We start from the raw sequence: 24,536 nt of genomic DNA, 5'->3' as shown, positions 1-24,536 counted from the left end.
GGAGGGAAACTAAGGGGGACAAGTGGCTCAAGTGGGCACTGATAGAAGCTGCTTGGTCTCACATCAACTTTTGTCCGGAGGGGGAACTCGCAAAGATATTCTGGAACGCCGTGAAACGAAAACACGACAAACGCAAGGCGATCAAGATCGTGGCGAGGAAGCTCGTCAACCTCGTCTGGGCGGCATGGACCTATGGAGATGAGTTCAAGATGACACCGGATAAAGCGTGAGGGAAGTCCTCTACAGTTATCTGCGGCTTTGTCCGCTATGTTAAGACTGGGGCACCCCCTCACGCTCGGCTGATTAAGCCAAACTGCGGCTGTGTCCGCTAATGATAGAATGCCATCCGGGTCATAAAAGATTAAAAAGCACAGGCGGTGAAAAAGAAACCGGAGGTCATTCGGGCGGGCCTTCATGATAGTAAACTTTCTAAGTTAACACTCACTCTATTTTAATGCCGGACCATCCGGCGGAGGCTGGACCGAATCTCTTCTAGGAGGTGAAACTCCTTGAAGAGGCACCGCCGGTCCATCAAAAGAATTGCCTGCAGGGCATTAAAGGCACTCGGTGGAATTTTCAGGGCAGCCAAGAACTCGACCTACAAAACTGGAGTGCTGGTCAAAGCGCTCGTTTTGCTCTGCATCACGAACACATCTGCCGAGCGGTCTTCAGCACCATCCCCTGACACCCTTCTCCGGAGGCTTCGTCGGGTCGGCGAGCAGGATTTCATCCAGACGTGGCGGAAGACAAACATCTGCCTTCTGAGGAAGCTTGGGGTCCGTCGGAAGCCCCTGATGGCGCTCGACTTCAGGACGCTGCCCTACTACGGGACAGACCAACCGCCGCTCGTCAGCGACTCGAGGCTCCCCGGGACTAGGTTCGGCATACGCTTCGCAATGCTGAGCGTGGTTGAAGCCGGGCGCACGTTCACCCTCCGCGTTGAGCAGGTCGCCCCATTTCACTCAGTGGTCGAGGTCCTCGAGCGCATGCTCGACCGGGCACCGTTCAAACCGAGGTTGCTCCTCCTAGACCGCGGATTTTACGCCGTAGAGGTCATTTTGGCGCTGAAATCGAGGGGAATACACTTTCTCATGCCGGCGCCGCGGACCGCCTCGATCAAGCGGTTGTGCGAGGCTTTCGAGCGCGGCGAGATCCTGGCCGTCGTGGATTACACGGTGCGTGGCCGAAAGGGCAGCGCGCGTGTCAAGCTCATCTTCATCAGGAAGAAAACCGCAGAGGGATGGAAAACTTATGCCTTCAGCGACCTGCCGCTCGGTCCGACCGTGGCGGTCGAACTCTACAGCTGCCGCTGGAGGATAGAGACGAACAACCGCGAGATCGAGAAGTTCATGGCTCGGACCACGAGCCGAAGCATGGAACTCGCGGATATACTACGCGCTCGCGGCCCTGCTCTACAACCTCTGGATCGTTTTGAGACACTTGTTCGGCTTGTTCAGGGGCTACGAGTTCAAACAAGCTCTGATCATCGAACTGGGTTTTTCGCCCGTCGCTCATGCGAGCGACCATCCGCCGTCGCTTTGGTCCCTGCCGAATGCCTCTGCGCTCTTGCCAGCTGAGGTAGCGCGAGCCACGGTCGCTTCGAGAACTGGGGTGACGCAAAGGGAAAAATCGATGGATTTGAATTGGGTCAAGGTTTGAGCCGTCCGCCAGTTCACCCGAAGAAGGAGAAATCGATCGTTAACTTTTATTCACTTGCGGGAGTACTGCAGCAAGCGCAACGGTTAAAAACTAAACCTTGGAGCAGTAATCGGTGCGAGGATGAAGGTCCTGCTTTTGTCCAAAAAGGAGATTGAAGGATTAATTTCGATGCGTGAGGTCATCAACGCGGTCGAGAAGGCCTTTATAGCCAAGGGGCTGGGCAAGGTCCAGATGCCGCCCAAGTCCTACATCAACTTTGAAAAGTACGGCGGCGACTTCAGGGTCATGCCCGCCTACTTGGAGGATATGGATGCCGCGGGTGTCAAGATCGTTAACGTTCACCCGAGAAATCCCAAGGAACACCGGTTGCCCACGGTTATGGCCACGATACTGCTGCTGGATCCCAAGACAGGTGCTCCCCTCACCATCATGGACGGAACCCTGATCACCAACCTGAGAACCGGTGCCGGCGGAGCCGTCGCGGCAAAATATCTGGCTCGGCGAGATTCTCGAGTAGTAGCCATGCTTGGGGCCGGAGTTCAGGCAAGGACTCAGCTCTTAGGGCTAAACGAGGTCCTCAAAATAGAGGAGGTCAGGATAAACGACACCAACCCTAAGAATGCCTCACGTTTTGCTGCCGAGATGGAGGAGGAACTGGGGGTAGAGACAAAGGTCTTCCCGAGGGTGAAGGAAACGGTTGAGACGGCTGATGTCATCGTGACCACCACCCCCTCGACTAAACCCATTCTGATGAACGAGCACGTCCGGAGCGGCACACATATCAACGCTATCGGTGCCGACGCGCCCGGGAAGCAGGAGCTAGATCCGGCGATACTGTTGCGCGCCAAGGTGGTCGTCGACGATATTGAGCAGGCGATTCACGGCGGCGAGGTCAACGTCCCGCTGGCGAAGGGGCTGATTTCAAGGGGCGATATCTACGCCGACCTAGGAGAGATAGTGACCAAGAAAAAGCCGGGCAGGACCTCGCACGACGAAATTACCGTGTTCGACTCCACCGGCCTCGCCATCCAGGACATCGCTACCGACTGGTACGTCTATCGCAAGGCCAAGCGGCTGGGAAAAGGCAAGTGGGTCGAGCTTCTCTAGACAATTAAACCGTTCCCATCCCCTTGATGGGGGAGACCTCCCTTTTTATTGTGTCTAGAAAGGTCTCCAGGAGATTTGCCGGGACAGTGGCCCCCGCGGCCCCCTCATGCCCTCCCCCTGACCCACCAATTCTGGCGGTGACATGGCGGAGCAGCTCGTTCAGGTCTATTTTGCTCTCGGTCCGGCGCCGGATGCTGATGTCCACATCATCCTTCTTCGCCCGGGTGCAGATCCCGATGTCGACGCCGGTGATACCCAAGGCGTAGAGCGCGGCCTTGCCCAGACTCCCCACGGGCAGGTCGTAGACGATGGCGATATTGTCCTCGACGACAACATGTTTCTTCACGTATTCGTAGATGTCCCATTCCCTCTTGGTGGCTTTAAGCGCGCGGTCCACGAGGTCGGGCATCTCCGTAGGCGGTGTCCCCTGGGCGAGCTTGATTACGATGTCGCGCTTGAAGTGGTAGTCGCCGGCCGCTTCACCCAGCCCTTGGGTGAGCAGGCCCGCCTCCATGTAAATGGTCCTCCGGTCGTATTTGTCCAATCGACCGCGGACGAACTCGGTGTCCCAGCAGTAGTCGGCGATGGCCCCCCAGAGGGCCACGCGGTCCATGTCCGATTTCGGGTCCTGGATCAGGAGCTTGAAGGCCAGCTCGGAGGAACTGGCTCCGGTGTCTAGGGCAAACTGCGTCACGGGGAAGTCCCTTTTGAGGGTCCCGGGCGGTAGCGGATGGTGGTCGGCGTAGAGAACCTCATCCTTTTGGGCCAGCTCCCGCATCCGCTGGAAGATCTGGTCCTTGTTGGCTTCATCGATGGCCACGTCAAAGATCATGACCGCGGTGCCCGGCTCGATGGTGTTGAGGTCCCGCAGTAGCCTGATAGGTCTGGTGAACCAGATCTCAGCATCTGGGAACCGGTACCGAGCCAGTGCCGCGGCGCAGATGCCGTCGGTGTCGCCGTGGGTCAAAATCTTTATCCCCAAACCAGCACCACGCTCAATTTTACTTTTTGACTAATAACTTTAGAGCCCGCCGCATAAAAGTCACTCGTAGCGAAGGGCCTCGATCGGGTTCAGGTTGGCCGCCTTTCTTGCTGGTAAAAATCCTGCGATGATTCCCACGACGAATGAGAGCACGATGGCTCCGGCGATGAGTTCGGGGATAATGGCAATCCCGGCTTGGAGCGAGCTCAGACCTTCGTCGGCAATCGTGGTGCCGCTGATGGCCACGCGGGAGAGGAATATCAACCCCTCCCCCAGCCCCAGCCCCACGAAGACGCCGATGACGCCACCGATGAGGCTGATGATGCCGGACTCAAGGACGAACAGCATCAGGATGTCGCGGTTGGTCGACCCCAGCGCCTTCATCACGCCGATCTCCCTGGTCCTCTCGGTGACGGTGACGAACATGATGTTGGTGATGCCGATGCTACCCACGATCAGAGAGATGCCGGCGATGCCCCCCAACAGGATGGACAGCAGCCCGGTTATCTGCCCCACGATGTTCTTAACGTAATCCGGCGTTATCACGGTAAAGTCCTCGTTGTTCTTGGTGACCCGGTGGGAGCGGCGCAGGGCCTCGGAGATCCTTTCGGCCACGGCGTTGATGTCGGCATCGGGTTTAACCCCGACGACGATTGAGTTCACGCGGTCCTCGGGAAGGTTAAACACCTCCCTCATGGCATCTTTGGGCAGGTAAACGGTGGCGTCGGTGGTCATCAAGGCGCCGCCAGCTTTGTTCATGATACCGACGACTTGGAATTCGACGTCTCTGATCACCAGCTTCTTCCGGAGCCCAATTTCCTTCTGGAACTTTTCGTGCGCCACGGAGTTACCGATTACCGTGGCATAGCGGTCCGAGTCCTTGAGATACCGTCCCGCCTCAAGGCCTAAGGTGTCCAGCCGCTCGAAGTCGCTGGGAGAGATGCCGACGATAGTCAGACCCTGTGCTTCCTCTCCGAAGACGACCAGCGCCGAGGTCTGGAGCTGGCCGTAGGCAATACTGACCCCGTTGATACTCTGAATAATCTCGACATCCTTTTCCGTCAGCCCGCCGGTGGTGCCCGTGGAGAAAATTCCCCCACGTCCCCCGGGAGTGATAAGGATCCTGTCCCCCTGCAGCTTTTCCAGCTGGGCGCCGATGGAGTTACTAATCCCCTGGGTGGCCGAGACCATGCCCACGATCGCGGCTATCCCGATGATGACCCCTAAGGTCGTCAGCGAGCTCCTCAGCTTCCGCTGCGTCAAGTTCCTGAGGATTAGTACCAAAGAACCCTTCAGCATACATCATTTTCTCCTCTTGCGCCAGAGATAGTAGATGACAATGACGATGACCAGCGCGATTATGGCCAGCTGCCAAGCCGGAACCTCAAATGGTTTGTTGAGGTCCTCCTTGGCCAGCACGTTCAGGTACACCGTTTTGGCCTCGGTGAACTGCTTGCCGAACGGGTCCTGATATACCAGCTCCAGATCGACCGGATAAGTTCCTTTGGCTACGTCCTTGCCGATTTTGAAGTAGATTCTTTCCGTGTCGTAGTCATCGGATTTCAGGCGTCCGATGTAGATACTCTGGGGCGTGATTTCATCGAATATTGAGGAGCCACGGACGTTCAGCTGCAAGAACTGAACCTCCATCGTCCCCGCGTTGGCAATCTTTATCTCCATGGAGCCGCTGCTTCCCGCCGCAACCTTGTCTTGGGCATTCAGTGTGGTTATCAGGTTGATGTTGCCGTAGACCCTCATCCCGGCAAATTCTCGGCTGCTGAAGGGCTGGGACTTAGTCTCGTCCCAGTAGCTCAGCAAGATAGGAATGGAGTAGACCCCGGCGCTCAGGTTCTGGTTGATGCTCAGCCTGAAGGAGAGCCGGGCAGAGCCGCCCACGGCCACCTCCCCCGCGTACTTCTCGCTTAAGTCGGTGACAAAGGTGCCGGCACTCTGGTCCAGCGAGACCACCAAGTCCTTAGCCGGGCCGTCGCCGTAGTTCCTCACCTCGAAGGAGACGGTCACCGTGCTGCCGGGGCTGATGGGGTCCTGGTCGTACTCGACCTTCTCCACCTTCAGGAGGGGTGCGGATCTGATGACCACGGGCACCCATATCTTGAGCTCGTTTTCATCGGCGCTGACGCTGCCGACGCGGTACTTCGCGGTAATTTCCACGTAGGCGACGCGGGGAGTTGCATTTTCGCTGGCCTTGATTTTGAACGAGGTCAGCTGGGAGCTCATCGGGGAAATGCTGTAGAGGTAGAAGTCGGCGGGGTCGAGCGATAGCTCCTCTCCGGTTTTAAAGCTCAGCTCCACATGGTAAATTTTAACCGGCGTGGCGTTCTGGATTGAGAGTACTAAGGTGGTTTCCCCACCCGGCCGGAGGTAGTTGTCGAGCAACGACCAGCCCAAGTTGAGCGAGCCATCGGTGGCCGAGGCTGTCCCGGCGCAGCCGATGATGGTCAGAATAACCAGAGCTGAGGCCAGCAGCGCTAGCGCTTTTTTCATGATTGTCTCCTCTCCTCCTTTACGATTCGACCATCCTTTAAATATATCGTTCGACTCATGGTGCTGGCGATGTAGGGATCGTGGGTCACGATCACCAGCGTCACTCCCTTCTCCTCGTTCAGCCTCCTCAGCAGCTCGATGATTTCCCGGCCCGAGCGGGAGTCGAGGTTTCCCGTGGGCTCGTCGGCGAGGACTATCTTGGGGTTGTTTGCCAAGGCCCTAGCGATGGCCACCCGCTGCCGCTCGCCGCCGCTCAGCTCTGCGGGGCGGTGCTTCATCCTTTCCTTAAGGTTCACCAGCTCCAGAAGCTCGGTGGCGCGTTTCTTTCTCTCGCCCTCCTCGACGCCGGCGAACATCATCGGCAGCTCAACATTTTCCAAGGCGTTTAGGGTGGGGATGAGGTAAAAGAACTGAAAGACAAAGCCGATCTTGTACCGCCTGATCTCGGCCAGCTTGGTGCTGTTGAGCTGTGAGGTGTCAACGCCATCGATGTATATCTTGCCGCTGGTCGGCCTGTCCAGACAGCCCATCAAATGCAGCAGGGTGGATTTTCCCGACCCGGAGGGACCGATTATCGACAGGTTTTCCGAAGGCATGATTTTCAAGCTTACCCCATCCAAGGCCCGGAGGTCGACCTCGCCCATGCGATATATTTTGGTCACGTCCTGAAGCTTGACGACTTCCTTCATCCCGTTCCCCTCAACTTTTATCATCAACCTGTGCCATGATGTCTATAAATATGTAGGCTGGTCACATAACAGTCACCGGGGCCTGGCATGACAAGAGGTTTGCAAACTTTTTTAACGAGGGTGGCGTATGGCTTTTTGTGGGCCCGTAGCTCAGCCTGGTGGAGCGCCCGACAGCCGCAGAGGTTGGGCGAGGCTCATAGGTTGACCGGGGAAACCGGGTGGTCGAGGGTTCGAAGCCCTCCGGGCCCACCATTCCCGTGCTTTGGCTTGGCCTATTTGTAAACCTTTTTTAATTAACATATTGATTTTTATATTATTGTTGTTTAACAAATGGTGGCGCATCGGCTGACTTAGGTGAAGCGATGAGAAAGGAAAGAATTCCCACCGTTGTCCTGATCTTGGCCATAGTGGTTACCGCCTATCTCGTGGCCACACAGAGGGGCTACACTCCGCTGACAGGACCGATATCTGTCGTCGACGCCCTTGGCAGAACGGTTCAGGTCGAACTCCCGGTCAACCGGGTCATCATCACCGGCAAGAGCGCCTTTCCCATCATCAGCGTGGCTTACATGTTCCCCAGCGTTAGAAATGTTTTGTATGGGCTGGACCCTAGGACTGCCAGCGTACCTCTTTTCCGGGCAGTTGATCCGGCAATCGACACAAAGACCTTAAACCAGGAGATTGGTGCCGGTTCCGACTCACCCAACGTCGAGGAGCTGGCCAAGCTGAATCCTGACCTGGTGATCTTCAAGACAGCGGTGAAACTACAGGTCGCCGAGTCGCTGGAGTCCTTAGGCATCAGCGTGGTCTATGTTGACTTGGAGAACTTGGACAGCTATCTCCGAGATATCAGGTTGCTGGGGAAGCTCTTCGGTGATGAGCCTCGAGCCAACAACATTGCCAGTTACTACGAGGAGAAATATCACTACGTTCTCTCCCAGACTGCCTCGCTACCGCAGTCGGAAAGGCCCAAATGTCTTTTCCTATACTACAGCACCAAAGGCGGAACAGTCTCGTTCAATGCACCTGGGCCAAATTGGCTGCAGACCTCGATGATTGATGCGGCTGGAGGTTACCCGCTCTCCAAAGAGCTGGGCGCCACGGGGTGGAACACGGTAAACTTCGAGCAGATTGCCCAGTGGAATCCGGAGATCGTCTTCATCGTGACCTATTCCGAAGAACCATCGGCTGCGAGCGTTAAGGAGAATCTCCTCAACGATCCCCTCTGGAAAAATATAGCGGCAGTTAAGGAGGGCAAGGTCCACGCGGTTCCGGACGACTCCCACCTAATCGCAATTGGAAGCTGGGATGCGCCCAACTCCCGCTGGATACTTGGGCAGCTCTGGATGGCCAAAAAAATTCAGCCGGCTCTCTTCGCAGACCTTGACCTGGCGAGCGAGGCGAGGCTGTTTTATATGAACATGTACGGGCTTGATGAGAAACAGGCCGGCGAGATCATGCAGCAGATTACCGGCGACCTGTAGAGATGGCCATGAGACACCAAGGTCGATTTTTAACAATAACGGCGTCATTGCTTGCCGTCTTCTTCGTCTCCCTACTGGTGGGCAGGTACACGGTCGATATTCAAGACATGTTTGCTAGCGGCTTGGGTACGGAGATACTGACTAACATTAGGTTGCCGAGAATGCTTGCCGCGGCTTTGCTGGGAATGGCGCTCTCGGCGGCCGGTGCGGCTCTTCAGTCCGCCTTCAAAAATCCGCTGGTGGAGCCCAGCCTGCTCGGCGTAAGCCAGGGTTCGGCATTCGGCGCCGCCCTCGCCATCTTGTTTTTGGTAAACTCCCCGGTTGTCGTCGAGATTTCCTCGACCGCCTTTGGGCTGCTGGCGCTCTTGGCCGCCTACTCTCTATCCTCGTCGATAAAATACGGTGGTAAGATCCTCAGGTTGGTCTTGGCCGGGATAGCGGTTTCGGCGATGTTTTCCGGCGGCGTCGGTGTCATCAAGACCATGGCCGACCCGCTGAATCAGCTCCCGGCGCTGACCTTCTGGTTGCTGGGCGGGCTCTCTGGTGTGAGCTGGGCCGACCTGTTTTACATGCTGCCGTTGACCCTAGCGGGAATCGCGGTTCTACTCATACTTCGCTGGAGGATTAACCTACTCACGCTAAGGGACGACGTCACCTTTTCCTTAGGGGCCGACCCGGGAAAGCTCCGCGCCGTGGTGGTCATCTTCGCGGTATTGGCCGTTGCCGCGGTCACTTCGGTGGCCGGGGTCATTGCTTGGATTGGATTAATCGTTCCCCATCTGGCTCGAAAGATATTCGGCGCCGATAACAGCCGCATCATCCCGGCCTCGCTTATTCTCGGTGCCACATTAATGATTGTCTTTGACACCGTCGCTAGGACGCTTACGGCGGGTGAAATCCCGCTGGGTATAATGACCTCACTTTGCGGAGCGCCCATCTTTCTCCTGCTGCTCTCCCGAGGAGGTGAAAGCTAGTGACTAGGATAGAGATCAGAGGTTTGAGGTTCCGATACCCGGGTCGGGGTGAAGAAGTTCTTAAGGGAGTCACCACAGTTTTTTCTGAGAGCAGAGTCACGGCTCTGCTTGGCCCCAACGCCTCCGGCAAGACGACGCTTTTCAAGGTTCTTCTCAAGGTCCTGTCGCCAACAGCGGGCAGTATTCATGTCAATGGGAAGGAGATAGGGCGGCTGAGTCTGGCCGAGCTGAGCAAGACCGTGGCCTGGGTGCCGCAGGAGGAGGAGCCGCTGTTCCCCTACACCGTCCACGAATATCTCATGCTGGGCCGGGCACCTCACCTAGGATTCTTCGACGTGCCGACGCGAGCCGACGAGCGGATCATCCGACAGACCCTCGCCGAACTCGGCATCTCGGGCCTCGGCCAGCGGGAGACGACCGACCTGAGCGGCGGCGAGAAGCGGTTGATCTTCATTGCCCGGGCGCTGGTGCAGCAGACCGAGGTGCTGATCCTTGACGAACCCACGGTGCACCTTGACCTTAGGAACAAGGCCCGCGTGCTCCGGGCGATCAGGAAGGCGGCGAGGGCAGGGAAGACGGTGATTTTCTCCACCCACGATGTCAATGAAGCCTCGCTGGTGGCCGACGAGGTCAAGATACTCAACGGGGGCAGGATAATCACGCAAGGGGACCCGGCCAAGGTGCTGACGGAAAAGGTCTTGAAAGGGATATATGGGACGAAGCTGGTGTTCAGAAGGGTGGACCGGAGGCCGATAGCGGAGCTGTCCCCAGAGAACTTTGGGGTGAGGAGATGAGAATTGTTCTGGTTGGTGCGAAGGGAGTGGGCAAGACCACGATCTGTCGGAAGGTCGTCGAAATGGCACGACGGCGGGGGCTCAGGTGCGTCGGGACGATAACCTCGCAGCAGGGTGACGATCTCTTAGTCGAGGACGTCGCTACCGGGGAGAAAAAGCTGCTGGCGGCCGTGGCCGGTTCCCACAAGGTTCCGGGCGGCATTCCCCACTGCCACTTTGTCTTCAGTCCCGAGGGAATTGAGTTCGGCAAGAGGGCCCTGAGTAAGAGGGGCGATCTTCTGGTAATCGACGAGTTCGGCAAGCTCGAGCTCATGGGAAAGGGCTTCGACAACGCGCTGGAGGCTTTCAAGAGACATGGCCGCGCCGTCCTCGCGGCCCAGGACACGCTTAAAGACAGGCTCCTGCAGGAGCTTGACGGTGTTGAGTTCAAGGTCGTCGAAGCGACCGAGCAGAACCGCGAGGAGCTGCCCCAAGCCATTATCGGGTGTTTGGATGCTCATCGATGACCTGATCGCCAGCCTGCCGGAAAAGGAGCATGAGGTTAAGGAGGTCCGCGTCGGCTATCTCTGGATCGGCGTCGTGACCAAAAATTGCGGCCTAGCGAAGAACTACGGCGGGCCCTACACGCCGGCGCCGGCGGGGTTTGGAAATTTGGAGAAGTTGGGGTGTGCCAAACTGCTCTCCTACGCTCGGTCCTGGAACTTCCTCGAGGCCGGGATCGGCATCGCCACGCTGAACTCGCTGATCGATGTTCGGGGGAAGAGGAAGAACGCCTTTGACATCATCCGCGAGGTGGGCAGGAACAAGAGGATCGTGATGGTGGGGCACTTCCCCGACGCCAAGGACCTGCGGAAGACGGCCAAGGAGGTCTGGGTGCTGGAGCGGAACCCGCAGCCCGGGGACCTCCCTGACACCGCGGCCGAGTACCTGATCCCGAAAGCCGATGTCGTCGCCATCACCGGCTCGGCGATCATAAACAAGTCGCTGGAGAGGCTGCTGGAGCTGAGCCGGGGCAAGTTCACCGTCATCCTAGGGCCTTCCACGCCGATGTCCGAGGTCCTCTTCGACTACGGGGCGGATGTGCTCGCCGGGGTGAGGGTGAAGAATCCTGCCGGTGTTATGAGGAAAATCTCGCAGGGCGGCGGAATGGTCAGCCAGCTGAAGGGCGATGTGGAGTTCCGGGTGATGGAAAAATAAAAATTCGTTGAAATTGGGTTTAATAATCTGAAGAGTAAGAAATACTGGGCCCCGGTGGTGTAGGCCGGTCAAGGGGGAAACTCCCGCCGAAATCATACAGCCCTTTCGAGGCTGTGACACGGGTTCAAATCCCGTCCGGGGCACCACTTGCAGTTAAATTTTTAGGACAAAGGAAGTTTAAACAAAAATTGGTTGTTCAGCAAGACAAGAAAATTAAAACTACCATTTTTGTTGTTGATTTATTTACCAACATCGGTTCATTAACTGGGGGCCGAGGTGAGAAAAACAATCGCCTTAATTGCGATTTTCATCTTAATCGCATCGTTGGAAGTCTGGATTTGGCTTTGCGTTGCCCACCCACTGCTACCGATGTTTGTCGTGGCGCTTGCCGGTGCCGGTGCTTTGGGGCTGCTCTGGCGAAGCTGGGCCCTCACTTGGGCGGGCATCTCCGCAGCTTGGGCCTTCTACCTCCCCGTCCTGCTGGCGCTCCTTCAGGTCTCGATTGGCATGGCGCTGATCTACGGCGGGCTGCTGGCCTTTCTTTACGGAATCTGGGCCCCGCTGCTCTCCTTCGAGGCAACGGCGTGGCTGGTTAGGGGGCGGATATCGGAACCACAGCCATTCCAGTTCGTCGCGCCGGTTCTCATCGTCATCGGCTCGGCCCTTTTTGCAGTTGCTCTTGCCCAGCTCGTCAGGTCAAAGGTTCGCGGCGGCGGCTTGGTGACCTGCGGGTTGTACGCTCTGGTCAGGCATCCCCAGTACCTCGGCGTCAACATCCTAGCGCTGGGCTTCGTGCTCTATGGGTTGAGGCCGATCGACTTCATCGCCTGGGTCAACCTGGTCTTCCTCCACGCGGCCTTGGCGGAGAGTGAGGAGGGCAGACTCAGGAGTTCTTTTGGGGAGAAATATCTGGAGTATCAAAGCCAAGTTCCTTTCCTCATCCCCTTCCTTCCCCAAAGGCTGCGGAGATCCCTCGGCGGTCGTCTAGCTTCGGGCCGGAGGAGAAAGGTCGTTCTGGTCGTGGCTTATCTCTTGACCATGGCCCTCCTGATAGCGCTGCTCTGGTCGCTGTGGCAGGCAAACGGTGCCATGCTCATGAGGTAGTGCCGCTGGGTCTCCTGCTGCCAACCGAATGGCAAGGGTTAAAACGAATCACCGGAAATTGGTTCTTGGTGAATCTCTTGCCGAGACGCCGAGGCCGCTACTCCGGACGGCTGCTGATCGGTTTAATCGTGGTCGCGCTACTGGTCGGAGTTTTTGCCGGTGCTGTGTCCGGTTACGCGGTCGCCTGGCAGGAGGTTAAAAGGCTCCAAGACCAAGTCTCCTCGCTCAGCGATCAGGTCGCAGATCTGGAAAATCAAGTCTCGTCTCTCAGCGGCCAGATTGTCGGGCTGGGAAAGGAGAATGTGGTTTACTTAGTCCAGGAGAACTTTTCCCTCCCCGATTTGTACGAGAAGGTGAAAGATGCTGTCGTTGTAATCCGTTCCACGCGTTCCACAGGAGTGGCCCAGGGATCGGGCTTCTGGTACAGCTTTGAGGGCCAGCCGGTGATCGTGACCAACTATCACGTGGTCAACGGCGCCACGGAGATCGTGGTAACGCTTAGAAACGGCAACGCCTACCCGGCAACGCTGCTGGGCTCGGATCCCTACGCCGACCTCGCCGTGCTCTCCGTCAGTGCTCCGAAAGACGAGATTAAAACTTTGGAAATAGTCAGCTCATCGACGCTGAAGGTAGGTGACACGGTGGTGGCGGTGGGCAACCCCTACGGCCTCACCGGCTCGATGACAGTGGGCATCGTGAGCCAGCTCGGCCGGACGCTGCAGGAGTCAACGATCGGCAACTACTCAATCGCGAACATCATCCAGACCAGCGCGCCCATCAATCCCGGCAACTCGGGCGGCCCGCTGCTGAACGTCCGCGGGGAAGTCGTCGGAATCACCACGGCAATTGTCGCCGACTCGCAGGGGCTCGGCTTCGCCGTTCCCTCGAACACGATACTGCGCGAGATAGGGTCGCTGATAAAGACGGGCAGCTACAACAAGCATCCCTGGCTGGGGATATTGGGCCGGGACATGGACTACGAGATTGCCCGGGCGATGAACGTTGACGTGACTTACGGCTGGCTGGTCGTCTCGGTCGTCCCCGGAGGCCCGGCGGACAAGGCAGGTCTGCGCGGCGGAACCAAGCAGTATTTGACTTCAACGGGGACGTTGGTGACCATCGGCGGGGATATCCTGATAGCCATCGACGGGCACCGCATAATCACACTAGACGACCTGTTGAGCTACTTAGAGGAGTACACTGCTCCTGGACAGGTGGTCGAATTCACCGTGGTCAGAAATAATACTACCATCTACGTCTCCTTGGAGTTGGGTGCCAGACCACCGCCTTCTTGAACGGATGTTGTGTTCATTAAATAGCAAGGGTTAAAATTTCACTTTCCAATGACTCACTGGTGAACGGTTGGTGAAACTTCCCCTCGTTACCCCCGAGATCTGCGCCCACTACCACTCGGGAAAGAGGTATGAAATCCACGTCAGGTTGCCTCAGGTGAAGAAGGAGAACATTGAGCTGAAATTTTCCAAGAATGGATTTTGCATCAAAGCCCGTAGGGATGACCTCGTCTTCGCGGCCTGTCGATCCCTTGATCTCCCGGTCGATCCCAATAAGGTGAGGACCAAGTACTACGATGTCGAGTGGCTGCGGGAAATAGTTGCCCCGCTGCTGAAGCCTGTGAAGGCTAGGAGGATTCCCATCCGGTGAGGCCGGCGTTCATGATTTATAAGGGCAGAGCCGGCTGTTGGTGTTGGTGAGGCTATGCCTAACTGTGCTGTCTGCGGGAAACCGCTAGAGCAGCTCACGGTGAAATGTGCCGGCTGTGGCGCTGAAATGCACCGGGAATGCGCCAAGAAAACGCTGGGAAAGAGCTACTGTAAGAGCTGTTACAAGGAGGGTAAGAAGCAGTCACGCTACGAGAGGATGGCCCAGCGCGACGCCTGGCGATAAAATAGGTTTAATTTGCCGAGGGAGAGATTTTTTCGGGCAGGGGTATCCGAGCCAGGTCTAAGGAGCAGGGCTTAGAACCCTGTGGCTAAGGCCTTCGTGGGTTCAAATCCCACCCCCTGCACCACCTTGATGGAGTTCACTTATCTCCTCAATTTCCTCCGCTGCGCCGCTCTCCGCTTCTTCAACGGCATCGAGGAATTATCAACCCCCTGCACCACCAAATTTTAATAACCTAAGCTTGCAACATTGGAGCACTTAAGTAACCATTCATGCTGATTAGCAAGCCTTTTTTGAACGGAATAGAGAGCAAAGGTGGAGGTGACTGATTTGGAAACCCCTGAAAAGCTTCTCAAGAAGGTCGGCATCCATGGAATGGCTGCAGCGATATTGATGATTATCTTCGGTGCCTTGATTATCGCCTTTCCCGCGCTGATTTCTTGGCTGGTGGGTATTTACCTGATTGTCGTCGGTGCGCTGAACTTGGCTGGTGAGTTGGAAAAACGAAGACCAGTTAGGCTCAGCCCTCCCGAAAGTGGAACTCAAGCTGAGAGGTAGTCAAGCCAGCCCATTCCAGATGGGTTGCTTTTGCCGGGCAGACCTCAGGGATACAGGCAACAACCGTAGTATTTATTTGGGGTGAGTGGATAAGTTTGTGAAGTTGATAGTATGCCTAAGCCCACGGGACCAACCAATCCGCAGCTGAGGAAGCTGCTGCGGTTACTTCGTGAGCAGGGGAAGAAGCATGGGGCGCAGATCTGGCTGGACCTAGCGGAGCGACTCGAGCGACCTCGCAGGTCCCGTGCTGAGGTTAACCTAAGCCAGATTAATCGGTACGCTCAAAATGGAAGCACGGTGGTAGTTCCTGGCAAGGTCCTGGCTGCAGGACGGTTGAGCCATCCTGTCATGGTGGCGGCGCTGAGTTTCTCGGTCCCGGCGAAACGAAAAATTATTGCGGCCGGTGGCACCGTTTTGAGTTTACAGCAATTGGTGGAGCAGAACCCGACGGGCAGAGAAGTAAAGCTGATGGAGTGAGAGAATGATTATCATCGATGGTAAGGATTTGGTTTTGGGCCGGCTAGCGAGCTTTGCCGCTAAACGTTTGCTTGAGGGTGAAAGGGTCATCGTCCTGAATGCGGAACAGGCGATTATCTCGGGAAGAAAGGACACGACCTTAGAGTCCTACAAGGCGTGGTTGGAGACAAGGAACGTTGCCAATCCCAAAAAGGGTCCTTTTCATCCCAGGCGCCCCGAGGACATCGTACGTCGGGCGATAAGGGGGATGCTGCCCCACGATAAGCCCAAGGGTAGGGAGGCCTTTCGTCGCCTGCGTGTTTACGTTGGTGTTCCAGAAGAGTTCTCAGGTAAGGAAACAGTAAAAGTTCCCGGAGCCCACTTGGCGGAACTCAGCACCAGACGATTTATAAGGGTTGGCGAGCTGAGCAAGATGTTGGGCGGTAGATTCTAATGAAGCCGGTTATCGCAATTGGGCGGAGAAAGGCTTCGCTGGCCAAGGTGAAGATTACTCCTGGCAAGGGGCGAGTCATCGTGAACAATAGGGCCCTCGATGCCTTTGAGCCCGAGCTGGCTCGGTTGAAGATTCTGGAGCCGCTGCAGCTGGTTCCGGAGCTGGTCAAGGGCGTGGATATAACTGTCGAGGTGAAGGGAGGCGGTTTCATGGGCCAAGCTGAAGCCGCTCGGACCGCGATTGCCCGAGGACTTTTTGAGTGGTCCAAAGATCCAAAGGTCCGCGAGATTTTCAGGCACTATGACTGGACACTGATAAAGAGCGATGTTAGATTTAAGGAGACAAAGAAGCCAGGAGGCCCGGGGGCGCGGGCCAAGTTCCAGAAGAGCTACCGCTGAGGTGTGGTGATGAAACCGGTACGCTGTTTTACCTGCGGCAAGCTCCTCGCCGACAAATATGAGGTTTTCGAGGAGCGGGTCAAGAGAGGCGAAGATCCCGCTCACGTGCTGGATGACTTGGGTCTGAAACGGTACTGTTGTCGAGCAGCTATTCTCACCAGCGTTGATTTCACCGAAGAGATTGCCAAGTTCAAGAAGTAACCGAACTGCTTTTAGCTTCCCGCTACCAAGTCTTATCCATGACAACGGAGTGGTATCTGGATTTTGTTGACACCAGCCACCGTCCCTCAAGCGATGAGCTCGTTGCTCTCTTTAGGGTCGAGCCCGCTCCGGGCATCAGCATGCCCGAGGCGGTGGGCAGGGTGGCTTCGGAGAGCTCAATTGGGACCTGGACCAAGCTGACGACGATGACCCCGGAAAAGAGGCGGCTTATGGCCAAGGCCTTCTCCATCAAGAAGCCTTGGGTTAAGATCGCCTATCCTGCGGAACTCTTTGAGGCCGGGAACATGCCGCAGGTGCTCAGCTCCATCGCGGGCAACATCTTTGGCATGAAGGCAATAAAGAACCTCAGACTGGAGGACGTCAGCTTCCCGCCGGCGCTGGTTGAATCTTTCCCCGGCCCACAGTTCGGGATTTCTGGGATTAGGAAGATCTTCGGCGTCGAGAGGCCCCTGACGGTTTCCGTGCCCAAGCCTAAGGTGGGAATGACCAGCGAGGAGCACGCCCAGGCCGGTTACGAGGCTTGGTCGGGAGGGCTGGATATACTGAAAGACGATGAGAATCTGTCCAGCCAGACCTTCAACCAGTTTGAGCGGCGGGCGAGGCTCTCCTTCAAGATGAGAGACAAGGCCGAAAAGGAGACGGGCGAGAAGAAGAGTTACCTAATTAACGTCACTGCGGAGACGAAGGAGATGCTGAGGCGCGCCAGGCTGGTGAAGAGCTTGGGTGGCGAATATGTTATGGTGGATATTCTCACCACGGGCTGGGCGGCAGTGCAGACGCTGCGAGAGGAATGTGAGCAGCTGGGCCTAGCCATCCACGCCCACCGGGCCTTTCACGCGGCCTTCACCAGAAACCCGAAGCATGGCATGTCCATGCGCGTGGTCGCCAAGATAGCCCGTCTCCAAGGCGTTGACCAGCTTCATGTTGGCACCGTGGTGGGCAAGCTGGAGTCGCCTAAGGAGGAAGTTCTCGCTCTTAAGGAGGTGTTGACCAGCGATAAAATAAATGGCACCGCGGGAACTCTGCCGCAGGACTGGCGCGGGATTAAACAGGTCTTCCCGGTTAGCTCCGGCGGGCTACATCCTGGCTTGGTGCCGCAGGTCATAAAGCTCTTGGGCCGCGACATTCTGATCCAGATTGGTGGGGGCATCTGGGGCCATCCCGACGGCGGCCGGGCTGGGGCTAGGGCGCTGCGGCAGGCGATTGAGGCTACTCTGGACGGAATTCCGCTGAGCGAGTATGCCGAGACGCATCAGGAGCTGAGGCGAGCCTTGGAAACCTGGGGATATATCAGACCAAAGTAAAAAATCGTGGTGAAGATGTCACCATACGACGTTGAGCTGATCACCCCTGAAGAGAAGGACGAGATCTTCAACCGGAATCTGCACCGCTACCTCTACACCAAGAAGGCCAACATTTACGGCTGCTGCATCAAGCTGTTGACCGAGCTGGAGGATATCAAGGATAGATGGGAGGAAAACTTTTACACCATGGATGAGAACATCCGCTCCCATGGTCGCCTGGTGGTGCTGCGGGAGAAGGGCGGGGAGCTGAACGTCAAGTACGACCCCTACACCAACACCGCCTTCCTAACTAACGTGAACTATTACGGCTGGGTGAAGAGCATCGCGCTGGCTGTGGCCGGAGACGTGCTTGAGGACGAGCACGGCATTTACTCGGTTCATGGGGCGGCGATAGACTTCAACGGCACCGGCGTCTGCATCATCGCGCCCTCCGGGACGGGGAAGACGACGCACTCCTGGGGGCTGCTTCGGCATCCTGAGGCCAGGCTGATTTCCGATGACTGGTTCTTCGTGAGGCTGTTTGACCGGGGCCATCAGGCCTTCGGCTCGGAGAAGAACTGCTACATCGAGGCCGATATTGGAAAAATCTGGGGGGAGTATCTCCCGCTGGTGGAGAGGTCTCACTTTGACGAGAAGGGCCGCGCTGTGGTGAACGTGCGGTGGATCGTCGGGTCTGGTGGAGTGATCCCCATGACCACGATTAGGAAGGTCATCCTGCTGAAGAGGGACAGCTCCGATGAGCGGCGGGTCTGTAGGATTTCTCCCGAAGAGGGACTTGAATACCTAGCCGCCAACGATTTCTGCAACCCGCACCAGCTGGTCCGGGATTCGCGAAAGATGGCGCTGAGAAAGAACTTCTTCAAGAGGCTGCTGGAGAAATCTGAGGTCTTCTTGGTTAACACGGTGCCTCCGCCCGCCGAGACTCATGAAAACATCCTCCGCGTGATAAGGTCGTGAGCGGACGGTTAAGCATTTTATTATATTAGAACTGATTTAGTCCGTTGGGGCCGTGGGGTAGCTTGGTCTAGCCTCTCAGCTTGGGGGCCGAAAAACGGCCAACCTGCTGGTGACCCGAGTTCAAATCTCGGCGGCCCCACCTCCATAGGGCATCGGAAGTTTGGGTTTCTCGTGTTGGTTTAAGAAATAAAGTATTTCCATGTCTTTAGCCCGCCCAAGGAATGGGGGAGATTGTAGATGAAGGAGGACGGTTCCCGGAAGCACTGGATGAAGCACTCATTGCAATCCATCGGGTCGTGTTTCTCCCACTTTCCGTTCTGGTTCAGGACTGTCCCCTTGTTGAAGCAGGGGTGAACCAGTCCGGACCAGTCAATCCAGTAGACGACGCGGCCGCTGCCGCAACGGCTCACCCGCTGAAAATTCCCCCGCGCATACTCGACGGCTTCTTTAAGAAAAACATCGCTGTTGACGATGTCACTACCAGATCTTTTCAACCTGAGCGCAGCGCTGAAGAAATCGGCTATCTGCTTTCGCGTCAGGCCGCTGATGATGCTCTCGCACTTGGAAAAATAGTCCCCACCGTTGGTCTCCGGGAAGCAGAAACCCACGGGAATCCCGACCTCGCTGTTCAGGAACCCGACGTACCCCTCGATTTTTTGGATGATGTACCTGTTAGGCGGAGCGTTGGCAAAGGACTTTATTCCCATTCTCCGGCAAACTTCCACGCTTTTCAAGCATTTTTCGAACGCGCCGGGGTGTCCCCGGTTGCAGTCGTGTTCAGCACCCAATTGGCTGTCGATGCTGAACCCAATCGCGTCCACATAACCCTTCACCTCACCAATTTTCTCGGGAAGGGTCCCGTTCGTCGCGATGTGCACAAAGATCCCCAACTCGTGGGCCCTCTTGGCCAGCGCGGTCAGGTGGGGATAGAGAAATGGCTCCCCGCCAGTGATGGACAAAAAGGCGACCTTGTTCCTCACGCACTGGTGCAGAATTTCTAGTCCGACATCAAGGGGGAGGTGCCTAGGAGGCAGGTTGGGGATGTTGCACATCGAGCAGCGGCAGTTGCAGGCGGAGGTGACGCTGAGGATGGCGGTCTTCCACCTCCTCTCCAAGGCACACTTAAGCAAGGGTCTTAACATGACACCAATTTAAGGTGCCCCACGGCTTCATTTATTCTTTCCCAAATTTAACTTTGAATGCTTTAGCCATCTTTTGCGGCAAATTTATATTTTCTTTGGGTCAAGTGGCCAATATGAAGGTTCTGATCCTTTACTGGAGCTTAACTGGAAACACCGAAGCCGTCGCCAGGGCGATAGCGGACACGGTTGGGGAAAGCGGGCACGATTGCGACTTGCTCAAAATCGGGGAAAACGTGGAGGCGGACTGGTTCGGCTACGATCTCGTTTTCGTCGGTTCTCCGGTCTATGAATTCCTGCCGCCCCAGAACGTCATCAATTACCTGAAGAAAAGGTTCCACTATTATCGCGACGTGCAGGGGAGGCTCAGCCCGGGATCACCGATGTTGGGCAATAAATTCATGGTGGCCTTCTGCACCTACGCTGGGCCGCACACCGGGCTCCATGAAGCAATTCCGGCGGTGAGATACACGGAACAATTTTTTGAGCATCTGGGCTTCTTTATCTTGGACCCCATCATGGTGGTCGGCAGCTTCAACGCCGAGGCGCTGAACGGCAAGTTCGGCTACACCAAGGAGCTATGCGAAAAATTGAACAAGCAGGGCCGGTTGGGCAACATCAGCGGCCGGCCGAATCAGAGTGATCTGGACGAGGTCAGAAACCGGGCCAGAGGAATTCTGAATTTCGTTGCCGCCGCGTTTTAAAAATTTTGACTGCTTAGTCGCTTATTCGCAGTACTCCGGCGCCGCGGATTTTGCCCTGCCTGAGCAGGATCAGGGCCTCGTTAGCCTCCTCCAGTCTGAACACCTGAACCTCAGGCCTTACCGGTATCTCGGCCGCGAGGGGCAGAAATTCTAAAGCATCTCTCCGGGTTACATTGGCGACGCTCTTCAGCTCCTTCTCCCACCAGAGATGCTCGGTGTAGTCTAGCTCCGGAATCGTGGTTGTTTTTCTGATTGCGTTGACCACCACCCGGCCGCCCTTCTGCAGGTTTCTCAACGCTTCTCGGACCGGCTCACCCACTGGGGTAAAGTCTATAGCGCAGTCCAGCTTGGTCGGCGGAGTATCCCCGGTGGCGCCAACCCAGTCGGCACCTAGCTTCCAAGCAAGGCCCTGGTGTTCGGTTTGGCCTGGCCGGGTAAAGACGAAGACTTGTGATTTAGGATATAGATGTTTGACCACTTGGATGACGATGTGGGCCGAGGCGCCGAACCCGTACAGGCCGAGAACCTTGCCGTCCGCTATTCCTGATAGCCGCAGGGCACGATAGCCGATGACGCCCGCGCAGAGCAGCGGGGCCGCTTGGAGGTCGTCAAACGTCTCAGGTACTGGATAGGCAAAATCCTCCGAGACCACCGCATATTGGGCATAGCCTCCGTCAGCATCCTTGCCCGTCCATTTTGCCTCAGCACATAGATTCTCTGCACCACTGCGGCAGAAGTGGCAGCGACCGCAGGCCCAGTTAATCCAAGCAATCCCCACTCGATCGCCCACTTTAAATTTAGACGCGTCGGGGCCTAGTTTTTCCACCCTGCCAATGATTTCATGTCCTGGGATGATGGGGAACTTTGTCGGCGGTACTCTGCCTTCGATTTCATCCAGTTCGGTGTGACAGATTCCACAAGCGGACACCTTAACTAGGATTTGGTTGTCTGTAGGAACAGGGTTGGGCAGCTCCACCAGCTCCAGCGGCCTCTCTCCCACAGGGGCAATCCTAGTGATTACCACGGCCTTCATCTATCTCCCGTTGTTAATGAGGCGCCCCTGCCTAAAATGTTTGGCCGGAATTAACGATGCAGAAAATTTTGCACACGTATGCATTTATAAACAACATTTTTTATACCTTTGGATGGTGGGGGGCGGAGAGCATGGAGGATTGGGGCAAGATCCATGAGGCGGCCGAGCTCTTGGGGATAAAATCAACGGGAAAGAAAATCTTGAATCTCTTGGCGCGAACAGAGAGAAAGCTTTCGGTGGCTGAAATCGTCGCGGGGACGAAGAGATCGGAGCGGGCCGTGAAGGAACACCTAAAGAAGCTGGTCGATTTAAAGCTAGTTCAGCGGGAAATTTCGGTGACCGAGAAAGGGCGTTTGGCCTACCGGTACTTCCGGCTACATTCCGACGATTTCTTCCGAACGGTGAAGCAGGAAATAGACCGGCGGTTGCGCAGGCTGGGACCTCGAGGTAAAAAAGAGACTGACTAGTGACGTCTCTCCCTGTTGGCTCTCAGGTTGCGGAGGTCGAGGTGACTCCGATGAGTGAGATCGTTCTGACCGCGGAGTATTCGCTGATGAGCGATTACCGCGGTTCCGAATTCCTCGGCTTTGCCGCCTGCGCCCCGAAGCTGGTGCCGGAGTGGCTCTACAGATGGGCGGTCTGTCCGCCACTGCCTCAGCAAAACGGCATCGTGAAATACGCGCCGGGAGGAACGAGGAAGATTGAAGCTGCCCTTTTGGAGAAGGGCTTCGATGTCGTGGTCGCCCATCCGGAGCACTTGGACAAGGTTATCGATGACAAAACCAAGGTCGTGGGCATCACCTCAAACGACCCCTTAGGAATCGGACCGGCCTCAAGCACCTTCTCCGGTCTGATGGGGCAGGAGACCTATTCGGCGATTTTCTTCCGGAAGCTGGTCACCGGCCCGATTATCAAGGAGAACGGTTTGAAGACGATAGTCGGCGGTCCTGGCGCTTGGCAGCTGGCTGATGAGGCAGTGAGAAGGGAGCTGGGCATCGACTGCGTGGTCATCGGCGAGGGTGAAAGAACTGCGGTGAAGATGTTCGAGAAGGCGCTGAAGGGCGAGAGCCTGCCTGGTGTAGTGGAGGGTGAGGTGGTGCCGCTGGAGGAGATCCCGTCGATAAAAAATGCCACGGTAAACGGAATCGTCGAAATCGCCCGAGGCTGTGGCCGGGGATGCGAGTTCTGCGTCCCCACCATGCGCTACTACAGGTGCCGGCCGGTCGATAAAATTCTGGAGGAGGTTAAGGTCAACCTCGACGCCGGGCTGGACCGGATTCTCCTGCATGCCGAAGACGTGCTGCGGTACGGGGCTAAGGGAATTGTTCCTGACGAAACCAAGGTTTTAAACCTCTTCAAAGAGGTGAAAAAAACTACAGGCTGGGGAGCCTACATTTCCCACTTCGCCTTTGCCTCGGTCATGGCGAAGCCGGAGCTGGTAAAGTCGCTGAGCGAGCTGATGGAGGTCCCGTGCAAGAAGATACCTTGGATTGCGGGGCAGGTCGGGATAGAGACTGGATCACCCCGGTTGCTGGAAAGGCACATGAGAGGAAAGGTGGCGCCCTTTAAGCCCGAGCAGTGGCCGGAGGTGGTGGTTGAGGCCCATAAGATTTTGCATGACAACCACTGGGTACCCTGCTCCACGCTGATCATGGGCCTCCCCGGAGAAACCACCGACGACGTGACGAAGACGATTGAGCTCGTGGAGGAGCTCAAGGATTACAAGTCGCTCATTGTGCCGCTCTTCTTCGTGCCGCTCGGGGTGCTCGGTAAAGAAAAGAGGTTCACCGTGGAGGATATGAAGCCGGAGCACTGGAAGCTATTGGCCGCCTGTGTGAAGCATGACCTGAACTGGATTGATGAACTGGCCACGGAGGAATTCAGGTCGTTGGTCAGCCGGTTTTTGCTGGGTAAGGTCTTAATTGGAGTTATCAAACGCGGAGTTAAGCCTTACCTGAAAAAGATGGAGCAGGGCTTGAACCCGATTCTGAAGCGAGAGCCAAGCTGCGGAAAATGAAATTTCTGAAGATAGAATCCATACTATTTAAACCGTTGAAATGCAGATTTTGTGGGGCCGAAATGAAGAAAATTAGTTTAGCGACCATTTTATTTGCCATTGCCGTTTTGGTTAATCTGCTCCTTTATATCTTTCAACCCCTCGGCAACTACTTTTACCTCGTCAGCGACGCCGCCGCCATAGTTTTCTCGTTTATCGCTTTCTCGTTTGGAGCGGCCTCTTTAAAATTGCATGGATTCAGAAACATCAAGGGAAGACCCATGTTTTTCTTGATCGCTGGAATTTTTTGCTGGTTTTTAGGAGAAGTTGCTTGGGGTTTTTACGAAATTTTTCTCAAAGTCGAGGTGCCATTGTTTAGCATTGCCGACTTTTTCTGGCTGATTGGTTATCCTCTGTTTATCGTGGGGATTTACTTCGTTTGGAGCTCAACAAGGAGGAAAATAGGGGTTAAAAAACTGGCTTCCACGATAATGCTATCGGCGATAATCTTAATCGTCTTTTATTACCTTTCAGTTCCAACCATTTCAACCCCCGATCTGTCTCTCACCGAGAAAGTCAGCACGGCCGGTTACATCATTTGTGATTCAGTTTTGTTGGTCGCCATGATCATCACGTTGTTTCACATTTCAGGAAAAGAACTTTTCAAGCTTTGGGCTGCACTCCTTATCGCCTTGGTGTTCATGTCACTGGCGGACGTTCTCTTCGCCCACATTTTCAGCAACTACGTGAGCAACCGCACAATCGATGCAGTTTGGAATCTGGGTTATCTACTCATAGCCTTTGGGTTTTTCATGTATGCTAAAAATTACCGGGTGGCTTTGGAGAGAGCTTTTAAGATTCAAGATAAATTTGATTGAGCGCTTCAACTAAAGAATTGATCTAAAAGTCTGGGGGTTG

General features: G+C 56.0%; 28 protein-coding genes, 4 tRNA genes and 1 pseudogene. 27 read left to right on the top strand and 6 right to left on the bottom strand.

Annotated elements, in window-relative coordinates; all coding sequences use genetic code 11:
• The 3 genes and pseudogenes from ACP5PX_RS02845 to ala form a co-directional block, all read left to right on the top strand.
• A pseudogene (locus ACP5PX_RS02845) lies at nt 1-230 on the top strand (hypothetical protein); the annotation flags it as partial.
• 279 nt (nt 231-509) lie between these two features.
• Complete coding sequence (locus ACP5PX_RS02840) at nt 510-1,577, top strand: transposase (protein WP_428083759.1); 1,068 nt, start codon at nt 510-512, stop codon at nt 1,575-1,577.
• Between the two features lie 202 nt (nt 1,578-1,779).
• Nucleotides 1,780-2,766: an alanine dehydrogenase gene (ala, locus tag ACP5PX_RS02835; protein WP_428083757.1), complete on the top strand. Its 987-nt coding sequence runs from the start codon at nt 1,780-1,782 to the stop codon at nt 2,764-2,766.
• 4 nt (nt 2,767-2,770) lie between these two features.
• Here ala and ACP5PX_RS02830 read toward each other — a convergent pair whose 3' ends face one another.
• From ACP5PX_RS02830 to ACP5PX_RS02815, 4 genes are read right to left on the bottom strand one after another with little or no spacing between them, the layout of a single operon-like run.
• Nucleotides 2,771-3,748, bottom strand: coding sequence for a DHHA1 domain-containing protein (locus ACP5PX_RS02830; protein WP_428083755.1), 978 nt, complete (start codon nt 3,746-3,748; stop codon nt 2,771-2,773).
• 60 nt (nt 3,749-3,808) lie between these two features.
• Entirely contained in the window at nt 3,809-5,047 is a 1,239-nt protein-coding gene (locus ACP5PX_RS02825; protein ID WP_428083753.1) for an ABC transporter permease, read from the bottom strand.
• A gap of 3 nt (nt 5,048-5,050) precedes the next feature.
• Nucleotides 5,051-6,253: a COG1361 S-layer family protein gene (locus ACP5PX_RS02820; protein WP_428083751.1), complete on the bottom strand. Its 1,203-nt coding sequence runs from the start codon at nt 6,251-6,253 to the stop codon at nt 5,051-5,053.
• A complete protein-coding gene (locus ACP5PX_RS02815; protein WP_428083749.1) occupies nt 6,250-6,966 on the bottom strand; it encodes an ABC transporter ATP-binding protein in 717 nt (238 codons plus the stop codon). The genes ACP5PX_RS02820 and ACP5PX_RS02815 overlap by 4 nt, the downstream gene beginning before the upstream one ends.
• 115 nt (nt 6,967-7,081) lie before the next feature.
• On the opposite strand from ACP5PX_RS02815, the gene ACP5PX_RS02810 reads away from it, so the two are divergent.
• The 20 genes from ACP5PX_RS02810 to ACP5PX_RS02715 all read left to right on the top strand — a co-directional run bounded on the left by ACP5PX_RS02810 (nt 7,082) and on the right by ACP5PX_RS02715 (nt 18,885).
• Nucleotides 7,082-7,194, top strand: a tRNA-Ile gene (locus ACP5PX_RS02810).
• Between the two features lie 110 nt (nt 7,195-7,304).
• On the top strand, nt 7,305-8,426 hold the full coding sequence (locus tag ACP5PX_RS02805) for an ABC transporter substrate-binding protein (RefSeq protein WP_428083747.1): 1,122 nt from the start codon (nt 7,305-7,307) through the stop codon (nt 8,424-8,426).
• 2 nt (nt 8,427-8,428) lie between these two features.
• Complete coding sequence (locus tag ACP5PX_RS02800; RefSeq protein ID WP_428083745.1) at nt 8,429-9,400, top strand: FecCD family ABC transporter permease; 972 nt, start codon at nt 8,429-8,431, stop codon at nt 9,398-9,400.
• Nucleotides 9,400-10,194 (top strand): ABC transporter ATP-binding protein, encoded by a 795-nt coding sequence (locus tag ACP5PX_RS02795; RefSeq protein WP_428083743.1) that lies wholly within the window; start codon nt 9,400-9,402, stop codon nt 10,192-10,194. Before ACP5PX_RS02800 ends, ACP5PX_RS02795 begins: the two co-directional genes overlap by 1 nt.
• Entirely contained in the window at nt 10,191-10,700 is a 510-nt protein-coding gene (locus tag ACP5PX_RS02790; RefSeq protein WP_428083741.1) for a nucleoside-triphosphatase, read from the top strand. The genes ACP5PX_RS02795 and ACP5PX_RS02790 overlap by 4 nt, the downstream gene beginning before the upstream one ends.
• Nucleotides 10,687-11,391, top strand: coding sequence for a Rossmann-like domain-containing protein (locus tag ACP5PX_RS02785; RefSeq protein WP_428083739.1), 705 nt, complete (start codon nt 10,687-10,689; stop codon nt 11,389-11,391). Before ACP5PX_RS02790 ends, ACP5PX_RS02785 begins: the two co-directional genes overlap by 14 nt.
• A 48-nt stretch (nt 11,392-11,439) precedes the next feature.
• Nucleotides 11,440-11,537 (top strand) — tRNA-Glu (locus ACP5PX_RS02780).
• Nucleotides 11,538-11,667: 130 nt separating this feature from the next.
• On the top strand, nt 11,668-12,495 hold the full coding sequence (locus ACP5PX_RS02775) for a methyltransferase family protein (RefSeq protein ID WP_428083737.1): 828 nt from the start codon (nt 11,668-11,670) through the stop codon (nt 12,493-12,495).
• Between the two features lie 77 nt (nt 12,496-12,572).
• On the top strand, nt 12,573-13,790 hold the full coding sequence (locus tag ACP5PX_RS02770) for a trypsin-like peptidase domain-containing protein (protein ID WP_428083735.1): 1,218 nt from the start codon (nt 12,573-12,575) through the stop codon (nt 13,788-13,790).
• Between the two features lie 67 nt (nt 13,791-13,857).
• Nucleotides 13,858-14,157 (top strand): Hsp20/alpha crystallin family protein, encoded by a 300-nt coding sequence (locus tag ACP5PX_RS02765; RefSeq protein ID WP_428083733.1) that lies wholly within the window; start codon nt 13,858-13,860, stop codon nt 14,155-14,157.
• A gap of 54 nt (nt 14,158-14,211) precedes the next feature.
• Nucleotides 14,212-14,400 carry a hypothetical protein gene (locus ACP5PX_RS02760; protein ID WP_428083732.1) on the top strand — a complete coding sequence of 63 codons (189 nt, stop codon included), beginning with the start codon at nt 14,212-14,214 and terminating at the stop codon, nt 14,398-14,400.
• Between the two features lie 36 nt (nt 14,401-14,436).
• Nucleotides 14,437-14,524 (top strand) — tRNA-Leu (locus tag ACP5PX_RS02755).
• Between the two features lie 194 nt (nt 14,525-14,718).
• Nucleotides 14,719-14,955, top strand: coding sequence for a DUF3096 domain-containing protein (locus tag ACP5PX_RS02750; RefSeq protein WP_428083730.1), 237 nt, complete (start codon nt 14,719-14,721; stop codon nt 14,953-14,955).
• Nucleotides 14,956-15,066: 111 nt separating this feature from the next.
• On the top strand, nt 15,067-15,432 hold the full coding sequence (locus ACP5PX_RS02745; protein ID WP_428083728.1) for a 50S ribosomal protein L18e: 366 nt from the start codon (nt 15,067-15,069) through the stop codon (nt 15,430-15,432).
• A gap of 4 nt (nt 15,433-15,436) precedes the next feature.
• Nucleotides 15,437-15,865 carry a 50S ribosomal protein L13 gene (locus ACP5PX_RS02740; RefSeq protein WP_428083726.1) on the top strand — a complete coding sequence of 143 codons (429 nt, stop codon included), beginning with the start codon at nt 15,437-15,439 and terminating at the stop codon, nt 15,863-15,865.
• Complete coding sequence (locus tag ACP5PX_RS02735) at nt 15,865-16,263, top strand: 30S ribosomal protein S9 (RefSeq protein ID WP_428083724.1); 399 nt, start codon at nt 15,865-15,867, stop codon at nt 16,261-16,263. The genes ACP5PX_RS02740 and ACP5PX_RS02735 overlap by 1 nt, the downstream gene beginning before the upstream one ends.
• 9 nt (nt 16,264-16,272) lie before the next feature.
• Nucleotides 16,273-16,464, top strand: coding sequence for a DNA-directed RNA polymerase subunit N (locus ACP5PX_RS02730; protein WP_428083722.1), 192 nt, complete (start codon nt 16,273-16,275; stop codon nt 16,462-16,464).
• Between the two features lie 38 nt (nt 16,465-16,502).
• The gene (gene rbcL, locus ACP5PX_RS02725; protein ID WP_428083720.1) at nt 16,503-17,789 is read left to right on the top strand and encodes a type III ribulose-bisphosphate carboxylase; all 1,287 of its coding nucleotides are present in this window, start codon (nt 16,503-16,505) and stop codon (nt 17,787-17,789) included.
• Nucleotides 17,790-17,804: 15 nt separating this feature from the next.
• Nucleotides 17,805-18,746 carry an HPr kinase/phosphorylase gene (locus tag ACP5PX_RS02720; RefSeq protein ID WP_428083763.1) on the top strand — a complete coding sequence of 314 codons (942 nt, stop codon included), beginning with the start codon at nt 17,805-17,807 and terminating at the stop codon, nt 18,744-18,746.
• 46 nt (nt 18,747-18,792) lie between these two features.
• A tRNA-Pro gene (locus ACP5PX_RS02715) sits at nt 18,793-18,885 on the top strand.
• Nucleotides 18,886-18,925: 40 nt separating this feature from the next.
• Here the strand turns inward: ACP5PX_RS02715 and ACP5PX_RS02710 are convergent.
• Entirely contained in the window at nt 18,926-19,888 is a 963-nt protein-coding gene (locus ACP5PX_RS02710; protein ID WP_428083718.1) for a radical SAM protein, read from the bottom strand.
• A gap of 113 nt (nt 19,889-20,001) precedes the next feature.
• Between ACP5PX_RS02710 and ACP5PX_RS02705 the strand changes: the two genes are divergently transcribed.
• Nucleotides 20,002-20,589: a flavodoxin family protein gene (locus ACP5PX_RS02705; RefSeq protein WP_428083716.1), complete on the top strand. Its 588-nt coding sequence runs from the start codon at nt 20,002-20,004 to the stop codon at nt 20,587-20,589.
• A gap of 13 nt (nt 20,590-20,602) precedes the next feature.
• Here the strand turns inward: ACP5PX_RS02705 and ACP5PX_RS02700 are convergent, their stop codons facing one another.
• Entirely contained in the window at nt 20,603-21,622 is a 1,020-nt protein-coding gene (locus tag ACP5PX_RS02700; protein WP_428083714.1) for a zinc-dependent alcohol dehydrogenase family protein, read from the bottom strand.
• 131 nt (nt 21,623-21,753) lie between these two features.
• On the opposite strand from ACP5PX_RS02700, the gene ACP5PX_RS02695 reads away from it, so the two are divergent.
• From ACP5PX_RS02695 to ACP5PX_RS02685, 3 genes are all read left to right on the top strand, one after another.
• Nucleotides 21,754-22,089, top strand: a complete 336-nt coding sequence (locus ACP5PX_RS02695; protein ID WP_428083712.1) for an ArsR family transcriptional regulator — start codon at nt 21,754-21,756, stop codon at nt 22,087-22,089.
• Between the two features lie 50 nt (nt 22,090-22,139).
• Nucleotides 22,140-23,639 (top strand): B12-binding domain-containing radical SAM protein, encoded by a 1,500-nt coding sequence (locus ACP5PX_RS02690; RefSeq protein WP_428083710.1) that lies wholly within the window; start codon nt 22,140-22,142, stop codon nt 23,637-23,639.
• A 62-nt stretch (nt 23,640-23,701) separates the two neighbouring features.
• The gene (locus ACP5PX_RS02685; RefSeq protein WP_428083708.1) at nt 23,702-24,496 is read left to right on the top strand and encodes a hypothetical protein; all 795 of its coding nucleotides are present in this window, start codon (nt 23,702-23,704) and stop codon (nt 24,494-24,496) included.
• The last annotated feature ends 40 nt before the right edge of the window (nt 24,497-24,536 follow it).

The organism is Hadarchaeum sp. (SeqCode) (assembly GCF_049969415.1).
Lineage (GTDB): Archaea > Hadarchaeota > Hadarchaeia > Hadarchaeales > Hadarchaeaceae > Hadarchaeum.
This window is presented reverse-complemented; position numbering and strand designations above follow the sequence as displayed.

Bases quoted from the DNA above. Each gene is read 5' to 3' on its own strand.
- ACP5PX_RS02700 (WP_428083714.1), bottom strand. From the start codon at position 21,622: ATGAAGGCCGTGGTAATCACTAGGATTGCCCCTGTGGGAGAGAGGCCG.
- ACP5PX_RS02685 (WP_428083708.1), top strand. From the start codon at position 23,702: ATGAAGAAAATTAGTTTAGCGACCATTTTATTTGCCATTGCCGTTTTG.
- ACP5PX_RS02690 (WP_428083710.1), top strand. From the start codon at position 22,140: ATGAGTGAGATCGTTCTGACCGCGGAGTATTCGCTGATGAGCGATTAC.
- ACP5PX_RS02820 (WP_428083751.1), bottom strand. From the start codon at position 6,253: ATGAAAAAAGCGCTAGCGCTGCTGGCCTCAGCTCTGGTTATTCTGACC.
- ACP5PX_RS02730 (WP_428083722.1), top strand. From the start codon at position 16,273: ATGAAACCGGTACGCTGTTTTACCTGCGGCAAGCTCCTCGCCGACAAA.
- ACP5PX_RS02705 (WP_428083716.1), top strand. From the start codon at position 20,002: ATGAAGGTTCTGATCCTTTACTGGAGCTTAACTGGAAACACCGAAGCC.
- ACP5PX_RS02760 (WP_428083732.1), top strand. From the start codon at position 14,212: ATGCCTAACTGTGCTGTCTGCGGGAAACCGCTAGAGCAGCTCACGGTG.
- ACP5PX_RS02695 (WP_428083712.1), top strand. From the start codon at position 21,754: ATGGAGGATTGGGGCAAGATCCATGAGGCGGCCGAGCTCTTGGGGATA.
- ACP5PX_RS02815 (WP_428083749.1), bottom strand. From the start codon at position 6,966: ATGATAAAAGTTGAGGGGAACGGGATGAAGGAAGTCGTCAAGCTTCAG.
- ACP5PX_RS02785 (WP_428083739.1), top strand. From the start codon at position 10,687: ATGCTCATCGATGACCTGATCGCCAGCCTGCCGGAAAAGGAGCATGAG.
- ala (WP_428083757.1), top strand. From the start codon at position 1,780: ATGAAGGTCCTGCTTTTGTCCAAAAAGGAGATTGAAGGATTAATTTCG.
- ACP5PX_RS02800 (WP_428083745.1), top strand. From the start codon at position 8,429: ATGGCCATGAGACACCAAGGTCGATTTTTAACAATAACGGCGTCATTG.
- rbcL (WP_428083720.1), top strand. From the start codon at position 16,503: ATGACAACGGAGTGGTATCTGGATTTTGTTGACACCAGCCACCGTCCC.
- ACP5PX_RS02790 (WP_428083741.1), top strand. From the start codon at position 10,191: ATGAGAATTGTTCTGGTTGGTGCGAAGGGAGTGGGCAAGACCACGATC.
- ACP5PX_RS02825 (WP_428083753.1), bottom strand. From the start codon at position 5,047: ATGCTGAAGGGTTCTTTGGTACTAATCCTCAGGAACTTGACGCAGCGG.
- ACP5PX_RS02735 (WP_428083724.1), top strand. From the start codon at position 15,865: ATGAAGCCGGTTATCGCAATTGGGCGGAGAAAGGCTTCGCTGGCCAAG.
- ACP5PX_RS02805 (WP_428083747.1), top strand. From the start codon at position 7,305: ATGAGAAAGGAAAGAATTCCCACCGTTGTCCTGATCTTGGCCATAGTG.
- ACP5PX_RS02720 (WP_428083763.1), top strand. From the start codon at position 17,805: ATGTCACCATACGACGTTGAGCTGATCACCCCTGAAGAGAAGGACGAG.
- ACP5PX_RS02710 (WP_428083718.1), bottom strand. From the start codon at position 19,888: ATGTTAAGACCCTTGCTTAAGTGTGCCTTGGAGAGGAGGTGGAAGACC.
- ACP5PX_RS02740 (WP_428083726.1), top strand. From the start codon at position 15,437: ATGATTATCATCGATGGTAAGGATTTGGTTTTGGGCCGGCTAGCGAGC.
- ACP5PX_RS02745 (WP_428083728.1), top strand. From the start codon at position 15,067: ATGCCTAAGCCCACGGGACCAACCAATCCGCAGCTGAGGAAGCTGCTG.